The sequence below is a fragment of the Hyphomicrobium sp. genome (assembly GCF_020852195.1).
Classification (GTDB): domain Bacteria; phylum Pseudomonadota; class Alphaproteobacteria; order Rhizobiales; family Hyphomicrobiaceae; genus Hyphomicrobium_C.
In genome coordinates, this window is sequence record NZ_JADZBI010000027.1 from 33,191 (window position 1) to 53,033 (window position 19,843).

A 19,843-nucleotide genomic window follows, 5' to 3' on the forward strand; every position below is an offset into this window, starting at 1 on the left:
CTTTCTATTCGGCGGCGGCGGCCTGCAGCACGCCGACCTTGGCGAGCGCCGCGTCCACGACCTTCCTGGCCGCGTCGGTTATCGGCACCAGCGGCAGGCGCATCTCCGCAGAGCAGAGGCCGAGACGCGAGGCGGCATACTTCACGGGGCCGGGATTGGTCTCGACGAAGAGCGCGTCGAACAGTGGCAGCAGCCGGTCCTGCAGTTTGAGCGCCGCCGGGAAATCACCCTTCATCAGCGCGTTCTGGAACTCGGAGCAGAGGCGCGGGGCGACGTTCGAGGCCACCGAGATGCAGCCGTGGCCACCGTGGGCCGCGAAGCCGAGGGCGGTCGCGTCCTCGCCCGAGAGCTGGACGAACTCCGGCCCCAGGGCGGCGCGCTGCTGGGAGACGCGCGCCAGGTTGGCCGTCGCGTCCTTGACGCCGACGACGTTCTTCAGCTCGAAGATGCGCGCCATGGTGTCGACCGCCATGTCAACGTTGGTGCGGCTCGGGATGTTGTAGATGACGATCGGAATGCCGACCTTGTCGTTGATGGCCTTGAAGTGCTGGTAGAGCCCTTCCTGGGTCGGCTGGTTGTAGTAGGGGTTCACGATCAGGATGCCGTCGGCGCCCGACCGCTCGGCGTGGGTGGAGAGCTCGATGGCCTCGTCGGTGGCGTTGGACCCCGTGCCGGCGATCACCGGCACGCGTCCGCGCGCGACCTCGACCGTGATGTCAATCACCCGCTTATGCTCGTCGAAATTCAAAGTCGGGCTCTCGCCGGTGGTGCCGGTGGGAACCAGCCCGTGCGTGCCCTCGGCGATCTGCCACTCGACAAGGCGGCGCAGCGCGTCCTCGTCTAGAAGGCCGTTCTTGAACGGCGTGATGAGCGCCGTGATGGAGCCTTTGAACATTGGTTGTCCTTATGCTGCCGGCATCGCCATGCCGCCACCTCCCCCAGGGGCGGGCGGGACAGCTTGAACGCGCGCACGCGAGTTTGTACCCTCGCCCCGTTCGCCCGTCTCGGCCACGGCCTCAAATGCGGCTGGGATGGTGGACATTATGCGCTCGGGCGGAAGCCTGCAAGCCGACGTGGCGGCTAGTGTCGCGTACCACGATTTTCATGACGTAAAGACCGCCCTCCGGGGCGGCGGCCTCTCACTCTTGGATGAAACGGGCGTTTGCGGCGCCGCGGCGAGGATAAGCGTGACGGGACAGACCTCGACATTGACGGCCGGCAGCGCGCTCAGGCGTGCCGCCCGGAGGAACGGATCGGGGCTCGTCGGCCTCCTGGCGTTCGCCCTTGCGGCCATGGCCGCAGGGGGGGCCGACGGCGCGCAAAGCGAGATGCCGAAGCCCGCCAAGCCCTCGCCCAGCGAGCGCGAACACACGGCACGGCTCGACAAGGCGATCGCGCCGCTCAGCACCTTCACGCTGAGCGCCGGCGACGCCCAGCGGCTGCGCGACGCGATCAAGGCGCTTTCGGGGGCCAAGGTGGACGTCGAGCAGGCGAACGCCATCAAGCAGCAGATCGAAGACGAGACCGCGCGCAAGCTGGTGGACTGGTTCCGCCTGCGCAAGGGCTTCGGCGAGGCCGCCGAGTACCGCGCTTTCCTCGATGCCAATCCGGCCTGGGGCGACCGCACCACGCTGACGCAGAAGTTCGAGGAGACGCTGTTCACGCAAGGCGGCAGCTCGGGCGCGATCAAATCCTACTTCTCCGGCCGCGAGCCCCAGACGGGGCAAGGCCTCGCGGCACTCGCCTCGGCCCATCTCGCCGAGGGAGATACGGACGGGGCGCGCCGCTTGGCCGTGAAGGCGTGGCGCGAGACCATCCTGCCGGCCGGGCTCGAGCCCGGATTCCTGGCGCGGTTCGGCTCGCTGCTCTCTGCCGCCGATCACAAATGGCGGCTCGACCGGCTGCTGATCGAGGACATCCGCTGGCAGGGAGAGAAGAATCAGCGCGCGGCCGTGGCGCGCCGCGTGATCGCGCTGCTGCCGGCCGCCGAGCAGAAGAAGGCCCAGGCGCGGCTTACGGTGTTCCTCGGCTCCAAGACGGCGCTCAAGGGCATCGAGGCGCTGCCCGCCGAGCGGGTGCCGGATTGGGGCCTCGTGTTCCATCGCGTGCAGGCGCTCAGGCGCGCAGGCAAGACCGAGGAAGCCGCGAAGGTGCTGCTCGGCGCGCCCACCGAGGAAGCCCTTATCGTCGCCCCCGACGAATGGTGGACCGAGCGGCGCGCCAACGCCTATGCGGCGCTCAAGGACGGCAACCCGAAGCTCGCCTATGCGCTCGTGCGCGAGGCGGGGCCGCTCAGCGCCAACCCGCTCAAAGACCAGTCGTTCATGGCCGGGTGGCTGGCGCTGCGCTACCTCAAGGACGCGAAGAGCGCCGAGCGGCACTTCCAGGTCATGAACAAGGCGGCCGATGGCCCCCTCAGCCGCGCCAAGGCCCGCTACTGGCTCGGACGCACGGCAGAGACCCAGGGCAACAAGGCGGCCGCGGACGAATACTACCGGCAGGCGCTATCGGACCCCGACACGTTCCACGCGCTGCTGGCGCGTCAGAAGCTCGAGCCGGGGCGGCTCGCGATCACCACCTCGCCGCCCAAGGCGCCGACCGCTGAGGAGGTCCGCAGCTTCATCTCGCTCGACGCGGCCAAGGCGGTGGTGATCGCCAAGAGCGCCGGGCTCGACGCCAGCGTCATGCGCAGCTTCCTGGTGCAGCTCAGGATGCACCACCTCAAGAGCGAGGCGGGGATGGCGATGGTGGCGCATCTCGCGGAGGCGGTCGGCGATACGCAGTCGGCGGTGCGGGTGGCGAAGGCAGCCATCGCACGGGGCCACAACCTCTACTACTATGCATATCCGGTGCATCCGTTCCCGGCCTACAAGCCGCTGCGCAAGCCGCCGGAGACGGCGTTTCTCCTGGGGCTCGCCCGGCAGGAGACCGAGTTCAACACGCTCATCGTGTCGGGGGCCGGCGCCAAGGGGCTGCTGCAGGTGATGACGGTCACCGCCAAGCACGTCTGCCGGGACTACAAGATCAAGTGCGACATCGACAGACTGGTGTCCGACCCGTCCTACAATACGATGCTGGCATCGGCCTATGTTGGCGACCGCATGGACGAGTTCTCCGGCTCCTACATCCTGACGCTCGCCGGCTACAATGCGGGGCCGGGGCGAGCGAGGCAGTGGATCCGGGAGTTCGGCGATCCGCGCAACCCGAAGGTCGACCCCATCGACTGGATCGAGCGTATCCCGATCCAGGAGACGCGCGAGTACGTGGGCAAGGTGCTCGCCAACATCCAGATCTACCGGGCGCGGCTCGGCGAGGAGCAGGCGGCGCTGCGTCTCGAGGAAGATCTCAACAGAGCACGCGTGGCGGCGGGCCAACGGAAGGGAGCGTCCGACGGTTAGGGCGTCGCATCGAGTTCACGTTCCGGCCGAGACGGGGCGGTTTCGGCCGGAGCCAACAGCGGGGTGGTGGCATGACGCGTATGTATCAGGCGTATCGAGATATTTATTTCACGGCCCGTGACGGGCTGAGGCTGTACGGCCGGCATTATCCGGCAGCGTTCCACGACGGCACCGAGCGCCGTCCCGTGCTCTGCCTCGCCGGGCTCACGCGCAACGGACGCGATTTCCACGTCATCGCGGAGGCGCTGTCGCAGCACGCCGAAGCGCCACGCGACGTCTACACGCTCGATGCACGCGGGCGCGGGCTTTCCGAGAACGATCCCGACTGGCGTAATTACACCGTGCCCTTCGAGACGACGGACGTGCTCGACTTCATGACCGTCACCGGAACGACGGGCGCGGCGGTCATCGGCACCTCGCGCGGCGGGCTCATCGCCATGGTAATGGCGGCGCTGCAACCGCGCTCCCTGGGGCCGGTGGTGCTCAACGACATCGGGCCCGTCATCGAGCAGAAGGGACTCGGGCGCATCTCGGCCTACGTCGGGCGCATCCCGCTGCCGAGGTCGTGGAAGGAGGCCGGCACGCTCGTGCATGACATGGGTCGGCGCGCTTTCCCAGGCATCTCCGCGGAGGAGTGGGAGGACGTCGCCCGGCAGTGGTTCAACGAGTACAAGGGCCGGCCGGCACCCGGCTACGATCCCGCGCTCTCCAATGCGCTCTCGGTGCTCGATGGCCCCATTCCCGAGCTCTGGCCGCAGTTCGAGGCGCTGAAGCGCGTGCCGGTGCTGGTGCTGCGCGGTGCCCTGTCCGACATCCTCTCCGACGAGACGGTCGAGGAGATGCGGCGGCGGCATCCGGCGCTGTCGTCGTTCGTGGTTCCCGGACAGGGTCACGCGCCGCTGCTCCGGGATACGGAGACGATCGATGTGGTGGCGCGCTTCCTCGCCGCCACCGAATCCGCCGAGCGGCATCCGCGGCTCGCATATGGGTGAGGTGGCCGGCGAGTGGGATCGCGCGGAGGCACCTGGGTCCCGGCCAATCGACGGCGCTATGGTTCTTTGTCGCGACTCGGGCGGAAGCGCGAAAGAAGGCTGACCAGCACGAGCGCAAGCAAGCCCACAGGCACGCCGAAGATAGCGCCGGAGGCGCTGTCGATGCCGAACCAGTTGGCGAGGCCGTGGCGCGTCGCCGTGCCCCGCGCCAGCGTCTCGAGCGCCGCCGCGGCGGCGGCCCTCTCCTCCTCGCTCTCGGCCTCGCGTGCGTCCGTCTCCAGCGTCGCGAACTCCTCGATCGCGAAATCGGCCGCGTTCGAGATCGGCGCCCATGTCCTGTAGAACGCCGCGGGGAAAACCTGAATGCCGACGTCGTAGTAGAGCGTGACGCCGCCGCCGGCGAGGATGGCCGCGATGGCGCCGGCGGCGGTGGCGTGCCTCCAGGCGAGGCCGAGAGCGAGCACGGGGAACAATCCAGCCGCGCCGAGGGAGAGCGCGGAGACAACGATGGTGACGAGCTCGTCGGGCCTCAGTGTCGCGAAGCCCGCGGCGACGGCAGCCGTGGCGAGCGTGACCGCTGGCGCGCGCCATGACCGGCTCGCTGCCGGCTCGTCGACGACAAGCGCGCGCAGGCTGCGGATGAGAGCCGTCGCCATGACGAGCGCGGCCGCAAGTATGGCAATGACGATCAGGGGCGCGATCCAACCCGGCGCGCCGGAGAGCGCGGGAAGCGCGAGCAGGAGGCCCAGCGGCTCGATCACCAGGGCGGCCTGGGTGAGCATCGCGGCCTCGTTGCCGGCGGCCGTAGCTGCAACGGGCAGCACCTGACCGACGTAGGCCTGCCACAACGCGTCTCCTGAGGCGTCGGCCGAGATCGTGCGCGCGGCCGCGACGATGGCGGCGCGAACCTGCTCGTCGAGAGCAAGCCAGCGCTGCTCCGCCGCGAGGGCGTGCCGGGCGAGATGGTCAGCGATGGCGGCGGGATCCGCGGCTCCTGCGCCCACGGCGTCCGCCGCCCGAGAAAGCATTGCGAGCGAGATGCCATGGACGTGCGCGAGGTCGGCCTTGAGCGGCGGCGCGAGCCATGATGGAAGGGCGGCAAGTGGCGTGTCGCCGGCTAGTGCGCCGTAAATCGCGAGCTTGACGTAGGCGGCGAGCGCCGGCACCGAGACCAGCACCAGCATGACGAAGAGCGCGGCCCAGGCGCCGGTCATCCGGCTGATGTGCGGATGCCGTCCGGCAGCCAGCGCCGACACGAGCGGCGGCAGCACGGCCGTGCCCAACGCCACCGAGATGACGAGCGCAAGAAAGTCGCGGCCGGAGAGCCGAAGGAACGGCGCGACGTGCACGGTGAAGGTGTCGAAATCGACGAGACCGTTCTCGAGAAGCGTTCCCTCGTGGCCCGAGATGGCTGTGAGCGCCTGGCCGAAGGCGATGTGCGGGAGGACGATCCCGTGGGCCTTGAAGGCCAGCAGGCCGAGCAGGAAGAAAAGGCTCGCGGCGAGAAGTCCGTAGGCTGCGACGGCCAGCCAGGCGAATGCGCGCTCGCCGAGCCACAGCGTGGCCGCGACGCTTGCTGCCAGCGTGACGAAGATCGCCACGAGATAGGGTACTCCGAGGCCGGCCTCCGCCAGAACGCCGACAAAGGTGAGCTCGGCCGCAAGCAGCGGCAGCACCACGAGCACAATGACGATCGCACCGATGATCGCGGTCGCCCGTCCGAATCTGTGGCGGAGCGCGTCCGTAATCGTCGCCGCGCCGGTGCGGGCCACATGCGGTGCGATCAGGAGGCCGGCCAGCACAACGCCCGCAAGCAGCCCAAGGCCGTAGGCGAGGTGGTCGAACCCCGCCACGAAGACGAGCCCCGGCAAAGACGCAAGCAGTGCGACGGGAACCGCCTGTCCGGCCGCCGCAAGGCCGGCCAGCGGCTCGGCGCTGATCCAGGACCGGCGCGCAGCGGAAGCAGTCGCCTCACTCATGGCGCGCCCCCTCGGCGTCGATGCGGCCCTGCCGCGCTGCCCAGGCGAACGCCAGCACGACGAGGCCGATCAGGGCGCCCTGGGCCGCAAGATAGTAGCCGAACGGCAGGCCACCGATGCGGACGAGATTGAACGGGCCGACGGCCAACGGCAGACCGATCGCAAGAAGCGCCGCGACGAGGAGGGCGACGGTCGTCAGCCGGGCCGTGCGCAACGCGTGCCGTCGCTCGGGTTGGCGGCCGATGGCGCGCCGCGCGAGGCCCGCGGCGACCAGGAGCACGCCCGTCGCGAGCAGGAAGCCGATGCCGCCATAGCCGAGCAGCGGCAGGAGGTCAACGCCCGACGCACCGGGCAGCAGGCCGCCGACGCCGGAGAGGATCGCGACCGCAGCGGCGATGAGCAGAAGCCCGAATCCGACCTCGATCATTCCCTTCCCCCGTGGGTCCGTCGACTATCCGCGCAGAAGCAGGCTCGCCGCAATCGCTATCGAGACGATGATGACGAGCGGGCGGATCAGCGGCGCGCCCCGCGCTATCGCAGCCCGTGCGCCCGCGCGTGCACCCACGATCTGCCCGACGGCCATCGCCAGCCCAATGGCATAATCGACGTGGCCGGCCGCTGCAAAGACGGCAAGCGCCACGACATTCGAGGTCAGATTCAAGAGCTTGGTGCCGGCGACCCCCTTGACGAGATCGGAGCCGAAGAGGGCAACGAAGCCGATCAAATACATCGAGCCCGCGCCGGGACCTAGAAAACCGTCGTAGGCGCCGATCGGCGCCGCGACGGCCAGCGCGAACGACCGCGGCCCGAGGCGAACACTGCGGGCCGTGTCGCGGATATACGGGGCGAGCGCGAAATAGGCAGCCACCAGAAGAAGCACTGCCGGCACCACCTGCCGAAGCCCTTGCGGGTCGACCGCCTGAACGGCCAAGCTTCCGAGACCGGCGCCAAGCGCGGCAGCCACCACCGCCGGCACCAGGCTCGGCACGTCGATGTGTCCGGCGCGCCAGAAGGCAAAGCTCGACGCGGCGACGCCGAACGTACCTTGCAGCTTGTTGGTGGCGATGGCCTGAACGGGCGGCACGCCCGCCATCATCAGGGCCGGGAGGGTCAGCAGACCGCCTCCGCCGGCGATGGCATCGACGAATCCGGCGCAAACGGCCACCGCGACGAGCAGCCCAATGATCTCGAGCTCCACACGTGCCCCCTGCGGCGTACGGCATCGCCCAGGGCCGGCGCCTCGACGACACGCGCGAAAAAATTCGGGGCGGGACCAAGCGGTTCCACCCCGAACATCTTCTCCCTAGACTTGGGCCCTGATTTCTATGGTTCGCCGGTGTAGATCGGCCCCCTCACCCGGCGGGTGCGACAATGAGTGCACCGTCTCCGGCTGTCAAGAACCTGAGGTCAAGCAACGGGCTTTTCTGCCCGGGTAATCCTTTCGATGAGGCTGGCGCGGCGGTCGGCCTTCTTGGGCAGCGCTTCACCATTGGCCGGTGTCGGGGTGGTGGCGCCGTTCTGCTCCGCCGCCTTCGGCGTTTCCCGGGCGGTGGAGCCAGCGGCGCCGTCAAGCGCACGCAGGAACCCGCTCACGCGGGCTGAATCGCCACCCTCCCGGGGGGGCGCCGCGGCCGTACCGGTGCCGACTTTGGACGGTGCCGGAGGGCGTGACGGACGCGGAGCGCTGATGCGCTCGACCAGCGGCTGCTTGGGCTTGGCCGTCGCGTCGCGGCGGGCGCCTGATGTGGGTACGGTTCCGGCGCCCAGGCGGCGCATCTCGTCCATGAAGTGAGCCGCCTGACGGGCGAGCTTCTCGTTGGCGGCGGCGATCTCGGCGCGCAGCCGCTGGATGGTATTGGTCTGCTCGTCGGCCTGGGCCTGAAGCGCGCTCAGGCGCGCGCGCATGGCGACCTTGCTCTCCTTCAGCGCGCGGTCGTCCGCATCCTCTGCCTCGTAGGTGGCGAGCGCCGCCTTGAGGCGCGCCACCTCCGCGGCCCGATCCTCGTTGACCGTCTTCAAGGCGCGGATCTCCGCCTCGAGGGCGGCCTGGCCTGCGTGGCCCGCCTCCGCCATGCTGCGCACGGAGCGCAGGGCGTTCTCGGCGTCGAGCAGGTCCTTGCGCAGGCGGTTGATCTCGGCCGTGAGGTCGATGCCGGGCGCGGCCGTGGCCGACGGCTTTTCCTCCGCACGTGTCGCGGACGACGGCGCGGTGTCGGCGCCGGCGATCTGGTCCGGGCGCGCGCCCGCGTTGGACAGAACGCCTTGCAGGCGCGTAATGACGGCCGACTGGTCGCGCGTCTTGGCGCGCAGCGCCTCGATCTCGGCCCGCAGCGCCACCTCGCCGTCGAAGCGGGGGTCGGCCAGCGTCTCGCGGTTGCGGGCGGCCCGCGCCGCCAGCGTGGCGTTGAGCCGGTGAATCTCGTCGCGCTGCTGGGCGTTGATCTGCGTCGCCTCTTCCAGGGCCTGCATCTGCCGCTGCGAGGACTGTGTGAGGTCGGTGATCTCGCGGTCCCGGTGCACGAGCAGCTTCTTGGTCTCGCCCAGGCGGAACTCCACCTTCGGCATGCGCTCGGCGATGGTCTGCTCGAGCACGCGGCGGGCGTTCTCATGCTCCTCAAGCAAGGCCCTCTGGCGCTCCACCTCGCCCTCCAGCTCGCTGATGGCGGCATCGCGGCGGTTGAGCTCCACACGCTGGCGGGCGACGGAGTTGCCAGCCTTCTCGACCTTCTGTTCCAGCTTATGGATGGTCAGCGCGTAGGTTGCGCGCAGCCGGTCCTTGTCGGCGGCAATCTCGGCGGAGGAGAGCGGCATGGTTGCGCGCAGCTCGTCGGTGGCAATGCGCGCGGAGCGGCGGCCATAGAACGGCGCCAGCAGGAAGCCGATCAGGCCTGCCGTGAAAAACCCGAGCGCGACCAGCATGGCCGACTGGATGGTGATCACCGGCGCATCCCCGGGGTCACTCCTCTCATTTCCGCCGCCGCGGGCCTTCGGCTTCGCTCCGGAACGTGAGCGGGAGCCTACTCGCACCGACGAGGCGACTTAATCTGCCCCTGGCGTCAGGCGCAAGTGTGTCGCTCGGGACGGATTCGCCGTCTGTTTATAACGGATTCCAAGTCGGTGCGCGGGTATACTTCAGGTAGCCGATGTTCGCGCCCAGGCGCAAACCTACCCCCGAGCGGATGACCGCGAGCGTGACATGGCCGTAGGTCTGGAACTGGACGCTGAGGCCGCCGACCAGATAGGCCGCGCCCTGCACTCCGCCAAATCTGTTATAGATCTCCGAAGGATCGTGGAGGTTGTAGACGAGCACCATGGCCTTCGATCCTTCGGCGCCGGCGTCGTAGCCGACCGACGGGCCTTGCCAGAAGACTTTGTGATCGCCGGCATCCTTCGTGTACAGCATGCCTTCGCCGTAGCGCAGGCCGAGCAGGAACGCGCCGCCAGCGTCCTCGCCCAGGATGTAGCCGTTCGGACGGCCCTGGCTCTGGAAAGCATATTCCACCGCCTTGCCAAGGCCCTGGCTCACGGCGCCGAAAAAGCCGTGGCCCGCGGCGACGATCTCGTTCTGATTGTAAGTGCGGCGGTCATCGGATGGCGGGGGGCCTTCACGATAGGCTTCCTGGCCCGGGGGCGCATAGGGCTCGCCATAGCCTCCCCCGTTGTCGACCGGCTGACCCGGATCACTGTAGCTGTCGTTGCGCCCGCCCCGAGGTGAATAGGCGTCGGAGCCCGCAGCGTAGCCGTCGCGGCCCGGAGAGTAGGCGTCGTCGGCGCCATAGCCGCCGCCACGGCTCGGCGAATAGGCGTCGTTGCCGCCGCCGTATCCTCCTCCGCCGCCCTGGGAGTAGGCATCACCGCCGTTACCGGAATAGGCGCTGCGTGGCGCGTAGGCCTCGCCGCCGCCGCGATAGCCGCTGCCGGACGAATAGCCGTCGTTGGCCGGCGGGTAGCCCTCATTGCGCGGGGCATAGGACGAGCCGCCGCTGCGGTAGCTGTCAGGGCTCCATGGCTCGCTGTTCTGGGCGATCACCGAACCGGTGAAAAGAAGCAGTGCCGCTCCGGCGAGCGCGAAGCGATGGCGCGGGCGAAGACTCATGGTCATGGGTATGCGAAATCCTTGGGTGCCGCGGACAAGCGCGACGTCGCGATGGCCGCGCAGAAATGAACCGAACCCGCGATGATCCTTGCTTCAAAGTATTACCAAAGTGTGGCTGGGCCGTGGCTCAAAGCGCGGCGGATGTTGGCGAAACTGCGCAAGCTCTCAATTCGATTCGCGAATCTCCGATTCGTTTTTTGCTCAGCGATTGATCGCGCCGCGCACTCCGCGCGCCCATGCCCTGCGCACAATGATTCGTTTTCGGTCTTGCGCACCGCACGCGCGTGACCACGGAGACTCATTGGCTCCCAAAAAACCCGGCTTATCCCGTGTCTCGCGCACCCAGCCTTTGCAGATCGGGAGGGCGCGTGTATCAGAGCAGACAGGGTGTTCGTGACACATGCGTGGCACACGCGGACCGTTCGAGGGGGATCGGCGCGTGGCTTCATCCGGCAGCCCGGGTCTCGAGCCCGTGGGCCGCGGGAGACGGTCACCCTGTTCGGCGCATCGTTCGCGAGGGGGCAATTCCATGACTGAGACGACGCAGCGCGTGCATCCCACGGATCTCGAACTCGCCGCGCTGATCTCAAGCAAGATCTGCCATGACGTCATCGGCCCGGTGGGCGCCATCTACAACGGCCTCGAGATCCTCAACGAGGACGACGACGCGGAAGCCCAGTCGTATGCGCTGTCCGTGATCCGCAACGTCACGGAGCAGGCGTCGGCACGGCTGCAGTTCGCGCGCTTCGCGTTCGGAGCCGCCGGCTCGCAAGGCGCACTCATCGACCTCGGCACGGCCGAGCAGATCTCGCGCGGCTTCATCGGCCAGGGCAAGCACAAGCTCATCTGGCAGGGCCTCAGCGGGTATATGACCAAGGACAAGGTCAAGCTCCTGCTCAACCTGGTCGCGATGGCCGTCTCTGCACTCCCGCGCGGGGGCGACATCGAGGTCGTGATGCAGGGCACGACGGAGGCACCGAGCTTTGTCCTGCGCTGCCGGGGAACCGGCGCTCGGGCGCCGCAGCACCTCGGCGAGTTCATCTCCGGGGAAGGCATACCACCGCTCGACGCACTCACCATCCAGGCCTACTACACGTGGCGCCTGGCGCAGGCCGCGGGGATGACGCTGTCCATCGTCAAGGACGGCCAGGACGTGCTGCTCTCGGCCTTCGAATAACGCGCTCCACCGACGGTCCTTTATACTTTCGCTTGCGCGGCGAAATTCGCGAGCGGCGGTTTCATCCCGATCGCATCCGGGTTTAAGGCCGCTGGGGCGCTCGTTCTGAGCCACCCCTCAACCTCTCGTTAATTCCTTTATATCACAAAGGACATATCACTGAGGACTTACCGGCCGATACACCAGTTGTGTATCGACCGCTGGCGTCGCGACGTGCTGTTGCCCATGGTCGCATCAATCGACAGGTTGGAGTTTCGTAGCCAATGAAGCGATGCCTGATCGCAGATCAGTCCGAGATCATCCGCAAGGTCGCGCGCCATTATCTCGAGCAACTGTCGTACGATGTGGTCGAAGCGGATTGCGCCGACGAGGCGCTTGAGTTCTGCCGTAACAACAACATCGACGTCATCCTTCTCGACTGGCGCCTGCCGGGGAAGACCCCGGTGGAGTTCATGACCGCGCTGCGCTTCTCGGGCGAGAACACGCGCCGGCCGCTCGTCATCTACGCCACGTCGGAGAACGATCCGGCCGACATCTCGCGCGCGTTTTCCGCCGGCGCGGACACCTACATGCTGAAGCCGTTCGATCAGGCCGCATTCATGGGCACGCTCAGCAGCGCGGGGCTCGCGGCCTGACCTGGAGGGTGTTCGCTCGCGGGCTCCCCGACAAGGTCTGGGACAAGGTCCCGCCCCGTCTGGTCTCCGCCTCCCGCACTTGGTAAGCGTCGCTATCCTCATATCGATGATAGGGACCTCACGTGCTGCGCGTCGAACACCTCCGGATCGGATCGCTGCCGCCGCTCTCCTTCGCGGTATCGAGCGGCGAATGCCTGGCCATCGAAGGCCCGTCGGGGTCCGGCAAGACACGGATTCTGCGCGCGATCGCCGATCTCGACCCCGTCGAGGGGCAGCTCTTCCTGGACGGCGCGGAGCGTCGCGAGATGCCGCCTCAGGCGTGGCGGCGTGCCGTCCGCTATGCGGCGGCGGAGCCCGGGTGGTGGACCGACACACCGCGCGGCACCCTTCCCGCCACGCCGGCATCGCGCCCGCGCATCGACCGTCTCGTCTCGGCCCTCGGACTGGTGGAGGATGTGCTCGATCGTCCGGTGACCCTGCTCTCCACGGGCGAGCGGCAGCGGATCGCGCTGGTGCGGGCGCTGGCCGACGAGCCCAAAGTGCTGCTGCTCGACGAGCCGACGGGCGCGCTCGATGTCGGGGCAACGGCGCTCGTTGAGGAGCTGATCCGATTCCAGCTCCTCGCCGGGCGCAGCGTGCTCATCGCCAGCCATGATGCGGGGCTGATCGCGCGCCTCGCCCATGCGCGCCTCCAGCTCGCGCCGCCGCAGGACAGGGCGCCGAAAGCAGCCCGGATGTCGCCGCCATGACCTACGTTCCGCTCGAGATCTCCGACCTTGCGCTCGCCGCGCTGCTCCTGATCGCCAACGGCGCCGTCTCGTTCGCGTTCCGGCTGGGGCTCGAGCGCTCGCTCGCCATCTCGGCCTTGCGCATGGTGGTGCAGCTCGCCGTGGTGGCGCTGGCGCTCAAATACATCTTCGCGCTCGATTCACCGCTGTGGACGGCACTGTTCGCGCTTTTCATGACGACCGCCGCCGCCTACGAGGTCGTCTCGCGGCAGGAGCGGCGCATCGGGGGCGCGGCTGCGACCGCGCTCGGGGCCGGTGCGCCGTTCTTCGCAGGTCTGGTCGCGACGATGTTCGCGACCACGCTGGTGATCGGGCCAGAGCCCTGGTACGCGCCGCGCTACGTGCTGCCCATCTTCGGCATGATGCTCGGCAACGCGCTGTCGGGCACCAGCCTCGTGCTCGACGCCATGACCTCGGCCGCGGTGCGCGAGCGCTCGGCGATCGAGGCGCGGCTCGCGCTCGGCGCGGGTCGCTTCGAGGCCCTCGACGGCATCTTGCGGCGCGCGCTGACGACGGGGCTGATGCCGATCGTGACCGCCATGGCCACGACCGGCGTGGTGGCCTTGCCCGGCATGATGACGGGACAGATCCTGGCCGGCATCGATCCCGTCTCGGCAGCCAAGTATCAGGTGATGATCATGTTCCTGATCGCCGGATCGACGAGCATCGCAGTCGTTGCCGCGGGGCTTGGATCCGTGCTGCTGCTGACCGACGAGCGCCACCGCCTGCGCCTCGACCGGCTCAGGCAAACATGAGCGTGTGCAGGCACGCTCGCTCGCGCTCGGAAAAGGCGCCTATGGGTGCACGCTTCGGACTGACAGGATCCGAAAGCGATGACGGTCTAAGGCGTCGGTGAGACGGGCGCGACGGGAACCGAGGACGACGCGGACGTCGACGGGGCGCTTTCGGCAGGCGGCGTTGCCGACTGCTGCTGCAATTGCTGCTGCTCGGCCATGGCCTTCGCGGCACGCTCCGCGGCTTCCGCAGCCCGCTCAGCGGCGGCGGCGGCACGCTCGGCTGCAGCGGCGGCCGATTCGGCAGCGGCGGCCGCTGCCTTGCTGGCCTCGCTATCGGCACTCGCCGCCGGCTCGACAGCGGTCGGCGACACAGCTGCTGCGGCCCCTGCCGCAGTCGGCGGAACGGGAATTGCGCCCGTCTCGACCTCAGGCTCCGAGGACGGCGTTGCCTCCGGCGTGGTGGCGTCGGCGGCCTTGGTCTCGTCCTGCTTGGGCTCCTCCGGCTTGGAGTCCGCGGCTGTCTGCTCTGGCTTGGCGTCGGACTTCTCCGCCGACTTCTCCTTGGGCTTGGCAGTCTCCGAGGATCCGGCGGACTTGCTCTCGCTCTTGGCGGGCGCGTCCTTCTTCTTCTCCGGCGTCGTCTTCGCGTCCTGCAGCTTCGGCTTGTTGATGTCGGGGCCCCAGCAGACAGTGGCGGAGGCAGTGCACGTGTGCTCGTCGACGATGATGAGGTTCAGAAAGAGCTCGCAGCTCACGTCCTTCTTGCCGACGGTATACTTCTCGATGCCCTGCTCAGCGGCCCAGGTCGCGATGTGCTTGTCGAGCAGATCCTTGGCGTCGCGGGTGGGACCTTCCTTGCCATAGTCGTTGACCGTGAAGCCCATGCGCTTGCAACCGGCGAGCGCCGGATGCGCGAAGGCGAGCGCACCTGTCAGCGCGGCGGCAAGAGCGAACCTGGACACGAACCCCATCAAGCCTCTCCGTAACGGCCGAAGATCATTTCATCTTCCTGCTGCTATAGCCGTGTCCGGGCAGCATGCCTAGACCGCTTGGCAACATTATGCGCAGGTTTACCAACGGCAAAGGTCCCGTCCCCTCGGGGTCACACCCCAGGGCAGACGCAGGTCAGCCGGCCGCCCCCCTGCAATGCCTGCCGTCCGGCGCTCAAAACAACCCCGCGCTCTCCGAGGAGGGCGCGGTGTTGTCCTCCCCTTGTGGAGGTCTCAATCAGAGCTTGCAGATCGTGGCAGAACCGCGGCAGGTCCAGCCCCAGGAGCCGCCCTGCTTGCAGCTATAGTTGCGCGGCCCGAACGAGTAGCCGCCCACATTCGCTGCCGCGCCGACCTTGTTGCTCGAGCCCATCCACGCGGCCCAGGCGCCCCAGTCGACGGCCTGGAGAAGGGCCTCGTCCACCTGCAGCTTGGCGTCCTGCTGGCTTCCGGCCTCGCCGATCGCGCCTTTCTTGACGCAGGATTTTGCTTCGGCCGAGGCGGTCATGGCCGCAAGGCCCGCAATGGCCGCGAGCGCCGTCGTCAAACGCACAGCTTTGAGCATCGCTCTTATCTCCCTGGAAATACTTCGTGCGCATGGCACAACGGCGGGGACTCTGCCCGACTTACGGTGCCCTGCCCATCGCTGTTTCACAGGAAAACGGACGCTGCGTTGCGATTTTCCGTTGCTCGTTGCCTCCGGACAACTTGCTCAGTTGGCCTGCTGGAGGTTGACCGCTTTTGGGCCTTTTCCGCGCTTGTCCGGCTCCGTGTCGAAGGAGATGCGCGTGCCCTCCGCCAGTGGCCCGACGCCCGAGCGCTCGATGGCGGTCACGTGGACGAAGACGTCCTTGCCCCCGTCGTCCGGCGTGATGAAGCCGTATCCCTTCTGATCGTTGTAAAACTTGACCGTTCCAACCTGGCGCATCGCAACTCTCCACGTGCCCGCGTCACTCAGGGAACCGGCAGGAGCGCGGGCGATGCTCCAGCCGGCGGGCCGCCATCACCTTCGACGCGTGAGACACTTCGGAGTCTTCAAGAGCACGATCCTGCGCACGGCAATCCCAATCGAACCTCGGACCCGTCCCGCTCGGCGGTCACACCGGCATTCGCTACGCGTGCGTCCTCCCGCACGCGCAGCGTCCGAAGTATTCCGAAAAGCCGCTCCGCGTGCAACCCTTGGTGGCTTATGACAGCACCGAAATTTCTGGCCTCACGAGGATGTTACGCGCTCGCCGGCGAGCCATGCGAGGCGGTTTTCGGCGCCCTTGCCGCGCGCGAAAAGTGCCGTCAGATACGGCAATAAAACGGCAAGCTTGGATCCCAAGGTGAAGGGCGGGTTGAGGATCAAGAGGCCCGTGGCCACGAGCGGTCCCTCGTCGCGCGGCGTGTCGATGAAAAGCTCGGCCGAGAGCAACTTCGGAATGCCAAGCGCCGCGGCATCGCGCGAGAACGCGGCAGCGGCACGCTCGTTCTTGATCGGATACCAGAGGATCACCGTGCCCGTCGCGAAGCGGCGGTGGGCGGCCGTAAGCCCCTCCAGCAGACGCTTGAACTCGCCGGGCTCCTCGAACGGCGGATCGATGAGGACGACGCCGCGCCGCTCCTTCGGCGGCAGCAACGCCTTGAGCGCCGTCCAACCGTCGAGCGCCAGCACCTTGGTTTGACGATCCTTCGCGAACAGCGCCGCGAGGCGGTCGGCATCCTCGGGATGCGCCTCATTGACGACCAGGCGATCGACCGGGCGCATGAGGCGGCGCGCGATTTGCGGGCTACCGGGATAGCGGACGATGCGATCACCGCCGTCGTTCTCCGCGCGGACCACGTCCAGATAAGGCGCCAGCATGGCCGCGATTTCGGCCGGAGGCGCGGCCGGGAGAAGGCTGCCGATACCGTCCTGCCATTCCCCCGTCTTCTCGGACTCACCGCTCGTGAGGTCGTAGAGACCGGTGCCGGCGTGAGTGTCGATGACGCGGAACGGACCTTCCTTCAGCTTCATGTGCTCGATGACGAGGGCGAGCACGGCGTGCTTCAAGACGTCCGCGAAGTTTCCGGCGTGATAGATGTGGCGATAGTTCATGGGTGCCCGATGCTGCAGGAGACGGACCGGCTGGGCGCCGGTGCCGTCTCCCGAAGCTTTCTAGCACACGCGAGGGCCTGTTTGTCGGGCGCCCGCCGCCGTCAACCGTTCGTCGAATAGCTGTAGGTCGGCACGGCGGGCGGAACGGCCGGGCCCGTCGACGCGGACGCGGCAAGGCCACCCGGGCGCTCGAGCTGCGGGGCGATCTGCGAGGGGTCGTTCACGCGGCGCGAGCGGCCGTCGAAGGCGGCGCCCTGCTCGATCGAGAGCAGGTGGCTGTGGATGTCGCCCTCGACCTCGGCGGTCGCGTGCAGGACGACATGGGTGCCCATGATGGCGCCGTTGACGCGGCCGAACACGTCCACCGTCTCGGCGGCGATCGCGCCCTGGATCACGGCTTCCTTGCCGACCTCGAGCTGACGGCTGTGCAGATCGGCCTGGATGTTGCCGAGAACCTTCAACGACCCCTTGCAGCGAATGGTGATCGTCTCTCCCTCGATGGAGAGATCGTTGCCGATCACGGACTGGGTGGCGGCTGCGCCGGCGGACGCGACTGCGTGCAGATGCTGCTTCTCCACCCCGTTACCCCGACGCAATTGCGGTGCGGGAGCCTCGGCCGGAACCGGCTCGGGCTTGCGACTGAAAACCATGCTCACTCTCCCTGACGCTACTGGCAATCCGCACACGCCATGTGTGAGGCCTGAGTTGGTCGAAACGATGTCATTGGCCGGAGCGGCGACACCCGCGACGACGTTGCTGCTTGCGATCATGGCGGGATGCATCGGGTCCGAACTCGGCTCGACGCTCGGGCATTGAATGGACGATGAGCGCGATCGACGAGGAAATGAGAGCCCAGCGCGAGGCGATGGTGCGCGAGGTCGAGCAGTCCGCGGCAAGCCTCACCAGCGAGCTTGGCCGTGGCGCGCTCTCGCCGCGCGTGCTCGCAGCGCTGCGTGCCGTGCCGCGGGACCTGTTCGTTCCGCCGGAGCATATCTCGGATGCGTACCGCAACCGGCCGGTACCGATCGGCTACGGACAGACCATCTCGCAGCCCATGATCGTCGCGCTGATGACCGACATCCTGGACCTCAAGCCCGGCGACAAGGTGCTCGATGTCGGCACCGGCTCGGGCTATCAGGCGGCGGTGCTGGCCCAGCTCGTGGACATCGTGCACACGATCGAGCTCTGCGCGCCGCTCGCCGAACGTGCGGCAAGGACGTTCAAGGCGCTCGGGCTTGGCAACATCCACACACGCATCGGCGACGGGCATCTGGGCTGGCCGGAGGCGGCACCGTTCGACGCCATCCTGGTCGCGGCTGCCGCAGCCGAGGTTCCGGAGGCTCTGATCCAACAGCTCGCACCGGGCAGGCGTCTGCTCATGTCGGTCGGCGGCACGGCGCAGCAACTCATTCTTGTCGAAAAGCGGAGCGATCAATCGACCGTCTTGAGGGAGATCATCCCGGTATGCTTTGTTCCGATGACACGGCAGGGGACCCCTAAAGACTAAAGTTTGATCGGTTTTCGTTTGAATCCCGATCGGGCTCCGGGCTTTTTGATGGGATCAACGACGACGCCTCGGACGCAAGCCACCGGCGTCGGTCATGGTCTGGGTTTCATATGCTCGCGGCTCTGCCGCGTGGGGTGGAGCAGGAGACGAGGGAATGGACGATCTCGACCGGTTCGAGCCGGGACAACATACGTTCAGCGGAACCGTGCGCGTCTGGGCCGCGAGCACGGCCGAGGTCGTGACCGACAGCGGTCTCGTCGTTTTTCTCGATACGCGGGGGCAGCAGCCGGTGCCGGCCGGAGCCCGCGTCACCATCGATACGCGCAAGTACCGGCCTTGTCATTTTGTGACGCGCGTCACGGTCAAGTGAGCGTTTTCTCCCTATCGCATTCGGCGGCGACGGCGCGGCCATGCTCGACCGTCTGAAGTTCATGCTGGGCTTTGTCGGCGCCTACCGCCGGGCGCGCAAGGCAGGCGCGAGCGCAGACGACGCCAAGCTGGCCGCCGCCCGACACATGATCGACGCGCGGCTGGGGCTGGATGCTTCAGGCCCCGCTCCAGGTCCGCTGGTGCTAGCGGCCCATGTGGCGGAGCTTTGGACCGATCCCGAGGCGGCGCTGGAGGTGCCCGACGGCGCATGGTTCGGCCATGGCCGCTTCGAGATCACACCATCCCATCTCGCGCTATTGCGGCAGATGCGGTTTTCGTGGGACGGCGCTGAGCGCGGCGCGCCGATGCTCGACCCGTGCGGACGTCCTGGCGCAGCTCGCGGACGTGTTCGTGACCGACGATGCGGACGCGCTGGCGCGTCGGCATGTGGAGATGCTCTTCGTTCTGGCGCGAGCGTTGAAGCATGGCGTGCTCGCGCCCGGACGCTACCGGCTTGGCAATATCAGCGCGGGCGATGTGCGCGACGCGATGCGCGGTTATGGCGGCGCAGACGGCGTGAGCGATGCGGATCTGGGCCTCGATGCCGACGGCGCCGTCACGGTCACCGACGAGCATCTGAAGCTCCTGCGCAACATCGAGATCCGCTGGCCGTCCTCGTCCGAATGCGAGGAGCGCGTCGACGCCGGCGTCTATCCGGCGGCGGCTGCCGATCCCAAGCGGCCGTATGGCGACTACACGTATATCGAGGTCGACATGGCGCGCATCCTCGGCTGCCTGCCGCCTGCGCCGGATGGAGATGGGCCGGCGGTGTTCGAGCCGGAGCCCGCGTTGGCCGCGCACCTGCAGCGGTTGCATTGGCAGATGCTCGGCGCGATGCAGGTGTTCGTCGAGAACGCCGAGCTCGCGCCGGGCGTGTACGATCTCGATGCGGCGGAGTAGCGCGACGTACGCTCAGCGGGCGCATTACGCCCCTGGGTCCCGGATAAGGCTCCGGCTAGAGCCTTCGCCTTTCCGGGATGACACAAGTGGCAAAATGCACCATCTGTCATCCCGGCCGAAGTGGAGCGAAGCGGAA

20 protein-coding genes are annotated in these 19,843 nt (G+C 67.8%); 9 read left to right on the top strand and 11 right to left on the bottom strand.

Annotation, left to right across the window (positions count from 1 at the left end):
• Positions 1–4 precede the first annotated feature (4 nt).
• Complete coding sequence (gene dapA / locus IT540_RS02345; RefSeq protein WP_291172711.1) at positions 5–895, bottom strand: 4-hydroxy-tetrahydrodipicolinate synthase; 891 nt, start codon at positions 893–895, stop codon at positions 5–7.
• 292 nt (positions 896–1,187) lie between these two features.
• Here dapA and IT540_RS02350 point away from each other — a divergent pair, with 292 nt between their 5' ends.
• Together IT540_RS02350 and IT540_RS02355 are read left to right on the top strand one after the other, a co-directional pair.
• On the top strand, positions 1,188–3,398 hold the full coding sequence (locus IT540_RS02350) for a transglycosylase SLT domain-containing protein (RefSeq protein ID WP_291172714.1): 2,211 nt from the start codon (positions 1,188–1,190) through the stop codon (positions 3,396–3,398).
• Between the two features lie 71 nt (positions 3,399–3,469).
• Positions 3,470–4,390 (top strand): alpha/beta hydrolase, encoded by a 921-nt coding sequence (locus IT540_RS02355; protein ID WP_291172718.1) that lies wholly within the window; start codon positions 3,470–3,472, stop codon positions 4,388–4,390.
• 56 nt (positions 4,391–4,446) lie between these two features.
• Here the strand turns inward: IT540_RS02355 and IT540_RS02360 are convergent, their stop codons facing one another.
• The 5 genes from IT540_RS02360 to IT540_RS02380 all read right to left on the bottom strand — a co-directional run bounded on the left by IT540_RS02360 (position 4,447) and on the right by IT540_RS02380 (position 10,471).
• Positions 4,447–6,369, bottom strand: coding sequence for a hypothetical protein (locus IT540_RS02360; protein WP_291172720.1), 1,923 nt, complete (start codon positions 6,367–6,369; stop codon positions 4,447–4,449).
• Positions 6,362–6,796 (bottom strand): sodium/substrate symporter small subunit, encoded by a 435-nt coding sequence (locus IT540_RS02365; RefSeq protein WP_291172722.1) that lies wholly within the window; start codon positions 6,794–6,796, stop codon positions 6,362–6,364. Before IT540_RS02365 ends, IT540_RS02360 begins: the two co-directional genes overlap by 8 nt.
• Before the next feature lie 24 nt (positions 6,797–6,820).
• The gene (locus IT540_RS02370; protein ID WP_291172724.1) at positions 6,821–7,567 is read right to left on the bottom strand and encodes a TSUP family transporter; all 747 of its coding nucleotides are present in this window, start codon (positions 7,565–7,567) and stop codon (positions 6,821–6,823) included.
• A 209-nt stretch (positions 7,568–7,776) separates the two neighbouring features.
• Positions 7,777–9,309 carry a hypothetical protein gene (locus IT540_RS02375; RefSeq protein WP_291172726.1) on the bottom strand — a complete coding sequence of 511 codons (1,533 nt, stop codon included), beginning with the start codon at positions 9,307–9,309 and terminating at the stop codon, positions 7,777–7,779.
• Between the two features lie 157 nt (positions 9,310–9,466).
• Positions 9,467–10,471: a DUF1134 domain-containing protein gene (locus IT540_RS02380; protein ID WP_291172728.1), complete on the bottom strand. Its 1,005-nt coding sequence runs from the start codon at positions 10,469–10,471 to the stop codon at positions 9,467–9,469.
• 523 nt (positions 10,472–10,994) lie between these two features.
• On the opposite strand from IT540_RS02380, the gene chpT reads away from it, so the two are divergent.
• The 4 genes from chpT to fetB all read left to right on the top strand — a co-directional run bounded on the left by chpT (position 10,995) and on the right by fetB (position 13,820).
• Positions 10,995–11,642 (top strand): histidine phosphotransferase ChpT, encoded by a 648-nt coding sequence (gene chpT / locus IT540_RS02385; protein WP_291172731.1) that lies wholly within the window; start codon positions 10,995–10,997, stop codon positions 11,640–11,642.
• A 263-nt stretch (positions 11,643–11,905) separates the two neighbouring features.
• Positions 11,906–12,277: a response regulator gene (locus tag IT540_RS02390; RefSeq protein ID WP_291172734.1), complete on the top strand. Its 372-nt coding sequence runs from the start codon at positions 11,906–11,908 to the stop codon at positions 12,275–12,277.
• A 122-nt stretch (positions 12,278–12,399) separates the two neighbouring features.
• Entirely contained in the window at positions 12,400–13,026 is a 627-nt protein-coding gene (locus IT540_RS02395; RefSeq protein ID WP_291172736.1) for an ABC transporter ATP-binding protein, read from the top strand.
• A complete protein-coding gene (fetB, locus tag IT540_RS02400; RefSeq protein ID WP_291172739.1) occupies positions 13,023–13,820 on the top strand; it encodes an iron export ABC transporter permease subunit FetB in 798 nt (265 codons plus the stop codon). The genes IT540_RS02395 and fetB overlap by 4 nt, the downstream gene beginning before the upstream one ends.
• A gap of 86 nt (positions 13,821–13,906) precedes the next feature.
• Here fetB and IT540_RS02405 read toward each other — a convergent pair whose 3' ends face one another.
• The 5 genes from IT540_RS02405 to IT540_RS02425 form a co-directional block, all read right to left on the bottom strand.
• Positions 13,907–14,773 carry a hypothetical protein gene (locus IT540_RS02405; RefSeq protein WP_291172741.1) on the bottom strand — a complete coding sequence of 289 codons (867 nt, stop codon included), beginning with the start codon at positions 14,771–14,773 and terminating at the stop codon, positions 13,907–13,909.
• A gap of 256 nt (positions 14,774–15,029) precedes the next feature.
• Positions 15,030–15,356, bottom strand: coding sequence for a hypothetical protein (locus tag IT540_RS02410; RefSeq protein ID WP_291172743.1), 327 nt, complete (start codon positions 15,354–15,356; stop codon positions 15,030–15,032).
• Positions 15,357–15,503: 147 nt separating this feature from the next.
• On the bottom strand, positions 15,504–15,719 hold the full coding sequence (locus IT540_RS02415; protein WP_291172745.1) for a cold-shock protein: 216 nt from the start codon (positions 15,717–15,719) through the stop codon (positions 15,504–15,506).
• 285 nt (positions 15,720–16,004) lie between these two features.
• Positions 16,005–16,871: a 23S rRNA (adenine(2030)-N(6))-methyltransferase RlmJ gene (gene rlmJ / locus IT540_RS02420; RefSeq protein ID WP_291172748.1), complete on the bottom strand. Its 867-nt coding sequence runs from the start codon at positions 16,869–16,871 to the stop codon at positions 16,005–16,007.
• A gap of 101 nt (positions 16,872–16,972) precedes the next feature.
• Positions 16,973–17,521: a polymer-forming cytoskeletal protein gene (locus IT540_RS02425; RefSeq protein WP_291172751.1), complete on the bottom strand. Its 549-nt coding sequence runs from the start codon at positions 17,519–17,521 to the stop codon at positions 16,973–16,975.
• Between the two features lie 173 nt (positions 17,522–17,694).
• Here IT540_RS02425 and IT540_RS02430 point away from each other — a divergent pair, with 173 nt between their 5' ends.
• The 3 genes from IT540_RS02430 (at position 17,695) to IT540_RS02440 (ending at position 19,707) form a co-directional block, all read left to right on the top strand.
• Positions 17,695–18,378, top strand: a complete 684-nt coding sequence (locus tag IT540_RS02430) for a protein-L-isoaspartate(D-aspartate) O-methyltransferase (protein ID WP_291172753.1) — start codon at positions 17,695–17,697, stop codon at positions 18,376–18,378.
• A 154-nt stretch (positions 18,379–18,532) separates the two neighbouring features.
• The gene (locus IT540_RS02435; protein ID WP_291172755.1) at positions 18,533–18,748 is read left to right on the top strand and encodes a hypothetical protein; all 216 of its coding nucleotides are present in this window, start codon (positions 18,533–18,535) and stop codon (positions 18,746–18,748) included.
• Between the two features lie 278 nt (positions 18,749–19,026).
• Positions 19,027–19,707 carry a hypothetical protein gene (locus IT540_RS02440; RefSeq protein WP_291172756.1) on the top strand — a complete coding sequence of 227 codons (681 nt, stop codon included), beginning with the start codon at positions 19,027–19,029 and terminating at the stop codon, positions 19,705–19,707.
• Positions 19,708–19,843: the final 136 nt, after the last annotated feature.